Origin of the sequence: Methanoregula sp. (assembly GCF_002835825.1) — an archaeon.
GTDB lineage: Archaea > Halobacteriota > Methanomicrobia > Methanomicrobiales > Methanospirillaceae > Methanoregula.
Genome location: NZ_PIZH01000079.1, coordinates 1 through 7216, shown reverse-complemented (window position 1 = coordinate 7216; position 7216 = coordinate 1). Strand labels below are relative to the sequence as shown.

Here is a 7216-nt window from a genome sequence, read left to right as displayed (position 1 = left end):
AGGTTCTCAAAGCCAAAGGAGTCGGCATAAAGGCCGAGCCAGAGGAGATGGGAGTGCAGACGGGAGTATTCGGACCAGATTGTCCGGAGGTAATCCGCCCGTTCGGGGACCTGGATCCCCATGATCTGCTCGATGCCCTGACAGTACGTTGAGCCATGGATGAAACTGCAGATGCCGCAGGTGCGCTCGGCGATGAAAACGTACTCGGTGAACTCCCGCTTCTCCACGAGCTTCTCGAACCCGCGGTGGATGTACCCGATGGAGGGGATGACATCCACCACTTTCTCGTCCTCAAGAACAAGGTCGAGGTGGATCGGTTCGGGCAGGACCGGGTGCTGGGGCCCGAAGGGGACGATGATCTGCTTTGTCATTTCTTCTCCTCCTTTGCAACCGAGACACCGAACGGGTACCTGATGGCTGTTTTAATGAACGTGCCCTTGAAATCGATGTTAATGCCTTTTACCTGGATGCCGAAGAGATCGTGCATCTCGTTCTCGTACGCAAACGCCCCCCAGTACATGCCGGTGATGCTCGGGACCTCTGTTTCCGCCGTCACGGTGATCCGCAGGTTCTGGAGGACATAATCCTTGTCAAACGAGTAGTTGATCTCAAAGGAATTGTCGCCTACCTTCGTGCAGCCGATATGGGCAAGGCGGTAGCCCTCGTTCCTGAACTGTTCCACGCTCCCGATGAGCCTGCCGACCTCGATGGGAAGTATTGTCTGTTCCTGCTTCATGCTCTATCACCAGCCGGTCTCTTCCTCGCTTTTCGTTTCTCTTCGAGAATGCCAAGGGCTTTTACCACGCCGTCGATGATTGCCTCGGGCCTGGCCGCACAGCCCGGAACCCAGACATCGACCGGAATGACCTTGTCAATCCCGCCCATGACATTGTAACACTCCCGGAAGATGCCGCCCGTGGATGCGCAGATCCCAACAGCGACGACAACCTTGGGATCCGGTATCTGGTCATACGTATTCTTCAGGATCTCGCGGTTCTGTTCGTTGACACTGCCGGTCACGAGGAAAATGTCGGCGTGCTTGGGGTTCCCGGTGTTGATGATGCCAAAGCGCTCGACATCGTAAACGGGAGTAAGTGCCGCAAGTACCTCGATGTCGCAGCCATTGCAGGACGATGCGTCGTAGTGGATGATCCAGGGGGATTTGCTGAGGTAACTCATGGGACAACCACCATCCTGAGGTAGTACAGGACGCCAAGGTTGATGATACCAAGGGTACCGGCAACCAGCCAGGCGCTCCGCATTGTCAGCTGCCACTTGGCCCTCGAGGTCGTGTTGTCGATGAGGATCTCAAGGAAATAGGCGATGATGATCGCTGCTATGGCAAGCAGGGGGTTGAACCCGAAGAACAGGTACACGACCCCGAGCAGGAAGACGTACTCGTACCAGTGGGCGATCTCGATCTTGGCGAGGTTCGGACCGGCGAAGTCCGTTGTCACACCCTTGACAAGCTCCTGGTGCGCATGATGGGAGGTCGACAAGTCGAACGGGGACTTCCGGAGTTTGATGGTCAGGACAATCAGGTACCCGATAAAGACGCCTGGAAGGTAGAGGACGACCGGTACCGCGGACTGCATGATGTCGCTCACGTAGAAACTCTTCGTCACCATGTACATGCCTGCTGCCGTGATGATGATCATCGGCTCGTAGGCGATGATCTGGATCAGCTCGCGTTCCGCCCCGACATGGCTGTACGGGGAGAAGGCAGCATATGCCCCAAGGACGAGGAAGATATGCGAGAGCGTGAACGCAAAGATCACGAGCAGCATGTCCCCGCCCGAGAAGAACAGGGCACCCGACACGGCCATGAAGACGAGGTAGCTCAGTACATAGAAGTTCTGAGTCGTTGTCACCACGAGGTTCTCCTTCTCGAAGAGCTTCCCCACATCGTAGAAAGGCTGGAGGAGCGGCGGCCCTACCCGGCCCTGCATCCGTGCCGTGATCTTGCGGTCGATACCAGCGATGAGCCCGCCGACAACCGGTGCCAGCAGGAGATAGATGACCGCGTTGAGGACTGCGGCCCAAGGATCGGGGATCATAGCACCACCCCCACGACCATGACCAGCGCGATGAGGATAATACCCCAGCATGCAAGGACACCTACCATGAAGAGTTTCTCCTCACCGAAGTAGGTGCGCAGGTAATAGTTGGAGAGCACGAGATCGCGGGACATCCCGAGGGATCCATGGAACTTCATGCCACCTTCGGTTGTCCTGCCGCCCATGTAGGGCGGGGCTATACGGGGTGTTTTACTCTCGAACAGCATCGAGAACGGCATGATCATGAGGAGGCCGAGCATCAGGAGCATGATGATGATATTAGCCTCGGCAAGGCGGGTCGTGTGCCCGTAGATATCCATGATGTATGGCTCGATGAGCACGGACGAGATCAGCGGGAAGATCAGGGCTACGATAATGACAAGGGCGGTGAGAATCCAAAGCACGGTCCATTTATCCTGCGGGACCGTCTTCTCCACATTCTCCTGATGGCGCATCACGGAGATGATCTTCCCCATCCACTTGCTCCAGAAGAAGAGGGTGGCGGACCCACCGAAGGCAAGAATAATGATGAAGATGATGCCGAAGGGGGCCTGGATGAATGCCTCGATCGCCGCCCACTTGGAGATGATCATACCAAACGGTGCAAGGAACATGCCGGCCATTCCGATGAACATCATCACGGCCATCTTGGGCATTCGCTCGATGAGACCGCCCATGTCCTCGATGTCCCGGCTCCCGATCCGGTGCTCCACGGTGCCGACACAGAGGAACAGGAGCGACTTTGCGATTGCATGGAAGATGATCAGCAGGATCGCCACCCACATGAGATTGTAGGTCCCGACACCGGCACAGGCCACGATAAGGCCGAGGTTTGCTATGGTCGAGTAGGCAAGCACCTTCTTGGCATTGCTCACGGATATGGCCATACAGGAAGTCAGGAGGAACGTAAAGCCCCCGACAAGGGCAATCATGAGCCCTTCGGTCGTGCCGGTCAGGACGGGCGCAAACCTGACAATAATATAGACACCGGCCTTCACCATGGTGCTGGAGTGCAGCAGGGCCGAGACCGGCGTGGGGGCAACCATTGCTCCCACAAGCCATGACGAGAACGGCATCTGGGCTGCCTTTGTCAGGCCGGCGAAACAGATGAGCACGGCAGGGACGATGGCGACAGCATATCCCGAGGTAAGCAGGGTGGAAAGTTCCAGCAGCTGGCCGGACGGGTCCAGGGTCGCAAGGTAGATCAGGGCAACGACAAAGGCAACGCCGCCCAGCATGTTCATGGCAAGGGCGAGGAACGCGTTGTTCGTTGCCTCGGCTGTCTGCGAGTACCCGATGAGAAGGAATGAACAGAGCGTCGTGATCTCCCAGAAGAAAAGGACCCAGAGCAGGTTGTTGGAGAAGACGAGGCCAAACATCGCCGAGAGGAAGACGAAGATGACGAAGAAGAACATTCCCCGCCGGTCCGCGATTTCCTTATGGTGCTCATGGAAGGTCTCCATGTAGCCCAGGGCATAGACACAGATGAGGCTGCCGATGATTCCGATGATCAGGGCCATGATGATCGAGAACTGGTCAACGAAGAGGTTGTTGGGCAGCTCGACGAGAGTATGGCCAAAGACCAGCTCAAACCAGAGGAGCAGGGCGGCCTGGATCACAACCAGGATCACCACGGAATATTTCTTGTGTTTCAGGCCGAGCCAGAGCAGGTAGACTGCGATCACCAGCTCAATGGCGAGCATGGTAAGATCCAGCACCTTGCCCGAAACACCAAACATCATCATTCCCTTGTCGAATCCTGCAACAAGGAGCCAGAGCGAGATCGCACCGATTGCCAGTGCGGCCAGTTTCACAATCCTATTGCGTTCAAGACTTTTTCTTGCAAAAAGCAAAAAAAATGCAGCAATCAGGGGAAAAAGAACCAGAAATAGTAACAACTGAGAGACTTGCACCAGATACCCTCCCTCCGGGAATATGGGAATTTTTCATTATTAATCATATTGAATTGCGTACGAAAGAGCGAGGCCAGGGTTAGGGCTCAGGAATACGAAATCGCAAGAATATGCGGTAAAACGGGAAAATTCTTCCAGTTCTTTCGCTATTCCAGATTGGTGCGAGGCAGGAAAATAAGATAAAAATTTAATGCTACAAAAATGCACTAATAATCTCATAGGATGGGTTATGTACGTGTGCAGGGCATCCCCCTGAAGCATAGAATGCCCTCCTTTGGGTCATTTGAGCAGGTCTCTGCTGATGCCAATTAATCATACCTGATGTGTCAGTACAAGAATCCCGTCTGTATGGAACCTGCGGGTTATCCGGGGTTGCCATCCAGAGGGTGTTGGTCTGACGCAGCAGGGAGGTCATGGAATGATCGACTTTGCATTACTTATCGTGATTGCGATCTGTGTGATCGCACTGGGCCTTGCAGCGGTCCTGACGCGTAACCTCCTCTCGCAGGACCAGGGTACGCCCAAGATGCGCGAGGTCGCCGATGCGATCCGGGTGGGTGCGGAAGCATTCATCAAACGACAGTACTCGACTATCGCCGTGCTTGCCATCGTGCTGGCCATTGTGATCTTTGCTGTTTATTATCTCACCGGGCAGCAGGACCTTGCCTTTGCCACCGCGGTTGCAGTCCTCTTCGGTGCAGCCTGCAGTGCCATCGCCGGCGTTGTCGCAATGTGGATTGCCGTCAGGACCAACATCCGGACTGCGGCAGCAGCCCAGACCAGCGATGGGAAGGCGCTCGACTTCTCGTTCCGTGGCGGGGCGATCTCGGGCCTGATCATCACCTCGATGTCCCTCCTCGGTGTCTCGATCACCTACATCCTGCTCGGTGCAGACCCGCTGCACACCCCATTCGTGATCATCGGCTTTGGCTTCGGTGCCTCGTTCGTTGCGCTCTTCGCCCAGCTCGGTGGCGGTATCTACACGAAAGCTGCCGATGTGGGTGCAGACCTTGTCGGCAAGGTCGAGGCCGGTATCCCTGAAGACGATGTCCGGAACCCCGCCGTGGTTGCCGATCTTGTCGGCGACAACGTTGGCGACTGTGCCGGCCGTGGCGCAGACCTCTTCGAGTCAACGGCTGCCGAGAACATCGGTGCCATGATCCTCGGTGTCGCGCTCTTCCCGATCTTCGGCGTCAACGGTATCCTCTTCCCCCTGATCATGTGTGCGCTCGGTCTCCTTGCGAGCATGATCGGTATCCTCTGCGTCCGCGGAAAGGACGGCGCAGACCCGATGGATGCCATGAACATGGGGTACTACATCACCGCAGTCATCTCGGCCATCTTCCTCTACTTCGGTGTCCAGTGGCTCCTTGGTGCAACCCCGAACTGGATCTACTTCTTCGTAGCCGGTCTCGTGGGTATCGCCCTTTCCGTAGCGTTCCTCCGGATCACGCTCTTCTACACTGACCACCACTACCGGCCGGTGCAGGAGATCTCCAAGGCATCCGAGACCGGACCGGCAACCAACATCATCAGCGGTTTCTCGGTCGGTCTTGAGACCACCGCCGTCCCGGCCATCCTCATTGGCATCTCACTCCTGCTCTCCTACTGGCTGGGCAGCATGACTGGCATTGAAGGCGGCGGCCTGTACGGCACCGCAGTTGCAACCATCGGTATGCTGATGGTCTGCGCCTATGTCCTGACCATGGACACCTTCGGCCCCATCGCCGACAATGCCGGCGGTATTGTCGAGATGAGCGGCGCTCCGGACGAGGTCCGCCACCGCATGGACAAGCTCGACGCAGCCGGCAACACAACGAAGGCGCTCACCAAGGGATATGCCATCGGCAGCGCATCGCTCGCGGTCTTCCTGCTCTTCAACGCGTACATGGCCGATATCGCCAAGCTCACCGGCAAGGCGTTCGATGTCGTCAACCTTGCAAGCGTCCCCGTCTTTGTCGGCGCATTGCTCGGTGCAATGCTTGTCTTCCTCTTTGCAAGCCTTGCCATCCGCGCTGTCTCCAAGACCGCACAGGACGTCATCGATGCAGTCCGTATCCAGTTCAAGGACCCGGCCATCATGGCAGGCACCAAGAAGCCTGACTATGCAGCAGTCATCGACATCACTACCGCCGGCGCTCTCAGGAGTATGGTTCTCCCAGGCGTCCTCGTGGTCGCCTTCCCGGCCGTCATTGGTGTCCTCATGAAGTACGAAGCCCTCGCCGGCTTCCTGATGGTCGCCACCATCACCGGCATCCTCCTTGCACTCATCCTGAACAATTCAGGTGGTGCTTGGGACAATGCCAAGAAGTACATCGAGAGTGGTGCCCACGGCGGCAAGAGGAGCGAGGCCCACAAGGCAGCCGTCATCGGCGACACCATCGGTGACCCGTTCAAGGACACTGCCGGCCCGTCGCTCCACGTGCTCATCAAGCTCCTTGCAACGCTGACGCTCGTGCTTGCGCCGCTCTTCATCTGAACCATACTTTTTTTCTTTGCAGTTTCCCTCCCGTTCGACAGGGAAGGTGGAAAATAACGGATCCTTCATCGCCTTTTATGCGCCTGCCTGTGCCCTGCCGGGGGCAGGAGCTGCCGCCATCGCGGCAAGCCGGTACCGGCAGTCCGCTGCATCCTGTTCTCTCCCAAGACGGGACAGGCAGATCCCCAGTGCCTGGTACGCACCAAAAAACCGGGGCGCTATGATGATGGCCTGCCGCAGGTATCTCACCGCGGCTTCATCCTTCTGCTGATCCGAAAGGTCCAATCCCTTCCGGTACAGGATCCGCGCTTCCAGCGGGACCGTGGTAATGCCGTACATGTTCATCTCCCTCCTCGTGTTTTCTCCCCATCCGGGGACTGCTGCTTCTTTCTGCATCTTACGGGTTCTGTTCCGGGAACGCGCCGGCAGATATCGTCCCGGCGCTCCTTTCTTCTCATAAAGTGTGTTCACTGCCCTGCTCGAGTTTCAGTCTTGTCAGCGCCTCATCTGCAACAAGGCGGATCATACAGTGATCGCAACTGAGTGCCGGCGGGATGACCGCTGATTGCGGTGAGCGGATCCTGGCAAGCGACCGTGCTGCAACAAGCCGCAGATCGCTATCCCACCCGGCCAGGAGTGGCTGGAGGAACCTGGCGGAGTGAGGATCCCCAAGAGCCCCGAGCATCTCGGCTGCCATAACCCGCACCCACTTGTCGTTGTCATCGAGCCCGCGGATCAGGTATTCAACCAGAGGCTGCCGGAATTCG

Annotated in this window: 8 protein-coding genes; 1 reads left to right on the top strand and 7 read right to left on the bottom strand. The window is 57.2% G+C overall.

The features are described 5' to 3' along the window. The 5 genes from CW742_RS04475 to CW742_RS04455 all read right to left on the bottom strand — a co-directional run. The coding region (locus CW742_RS04475; protein WP_292417053.1) for a nickel-dependent hydrogenase large subunit at positions 1-371 on the bottom strand (371 nt) is incomplete at its 3' end. Next, the gene (locus CW742_RS04470) at positions 368-736 is read right to left on the bottom strand and encodes an NADH-quinone oxidoreductase subunit C (protein WP_292417051.1); all 369 of its coding nucleotides are present in this window, start codon (positions 734-736) and stop codon (positions 368-370) included. The genes CW742_RS04475 and CW742_RS04470, both read right to left, overlap by 4 nt. Beyond that, a complete protein-coding gene (locus CW742_RS04465; RefSeq protein ID WP_292417049.1) occupies positions 733-1179 on the bottom strand; it encodes an NADH-quinone oxidoreductase subunit B family protein in 447 nt (148 codons plus the stop codon). Before CW742_RS04465 ends, CW742_RS04470 begins: the two co-directional genes overlap by 4 nt. Then, positions 1176-2057 carry a respiratory chain complex I subunit 1 family protein gene (locus CW742_RS04460; RefSeq protein WP_292417047.1) on the bottom strand — a complete coding sequence of 294 codons (882 nt, stop codon included), beginning with the start codon at positions 2055-2057 and terminating at the stop codon, positions 1176-1178. Before CW742_RS04460 ends, CW742_RS04465 begins: the two co-directional genes overlap by 4 nt. Then, a complete protein-coding gene (locus CW742_RS04455; RefSeq protein WP_342764857.1) occupies positions 2054-3871 on the bottom strand; it encodes a proton-conducting transporter membrane subunit in 1818 nt (605 codons plus the stop codon). Before CW742_RS04455 ends, CW742_RS04460 begins: the two co-directional genes overlap by 4 nt. 517 nt (positions 3872-4388) lie before the next feature. Between CW742_RS04455 and CW742_RS04450 the strand changes: the two genes are divergently transcribed. Beyond that, positions 4389-6449 (top strand): sodium-translocating pyrophosphatase, encoded by a 2061-nt coding sequence (locus tag CW742_RS04450; protein ID WP_292417042.1) that lies wholly within the window; start codon positions 4389-4391, stop codon positions 6447-6449. 75 nt (positions 6450-6524) lie between these two features. Here CW742_RS04450 and CW742_RS04445 read toward each other — a convergent pair whose 3' ends face one another. Together CW742_RS04445 and CW742_RS04440 are read right to left on the bottom strand one after the other, a co-directional pair. Continuing rightward, positions 6525-6845, bottom strand: a complete 321-nt coding sequence (locus CW742_RS04445) for a hypothetical protein (RefSeq protein WP_292417039.1) — start codon at positions 6843-6845, stop codon at positions 6525-6527. Between the two features lie 58 nt (positions 6846-6903). Next, the coding region (locus tag CW742_RS04440; RefSeq protein ID WP_292417036.1) for a HEAT repeat domain-containing protein at positions 6904-7216 on the bottom strand (313 nt) is incomplete at its 5' end.

What these genes read in the sequence shown, in the direction of transcription:
- CW742_RS04465 (WP_292417049.1), bottom strand. Translation starts at nt 1,179, where the DNA reads ATGAGTTACCTCAGCAAATCCCCCTGGATCATCCACTACGACGCATCG.
- CW742_RS04445 (WP_292417039.1), bottom strand. Translation starts at nt 6,845, where the DNA reads ATGCAGAAAGAAGCAGCAGTCCCCGGATGGGGAGAAAACACGAGGAGG.
- CW742_RS04460 (WP_292417047.1), bottom strand. Translation starts at nt 2,057, where the DNA reads ATGATCCCCGATCCTTGGGCCGCAGTCCTCAACGCGGTCATCTATCTC.
- CW742_RS04450 (WP_292417042.1), top strand. Translation starts at nt 4,389, where the DNA reads ATGATCGACTTTGCATTACTTATCGTGATTGCGATCTGTGTGATCGCA.
- CW742_RS04470 (WP_292417051.1), bottom strand. Translation starts at nt 736, where the DNA reads ATGAAGCAGGAACAGACAATACTTCCCATCGAGGTCGGCAGGCTCATC.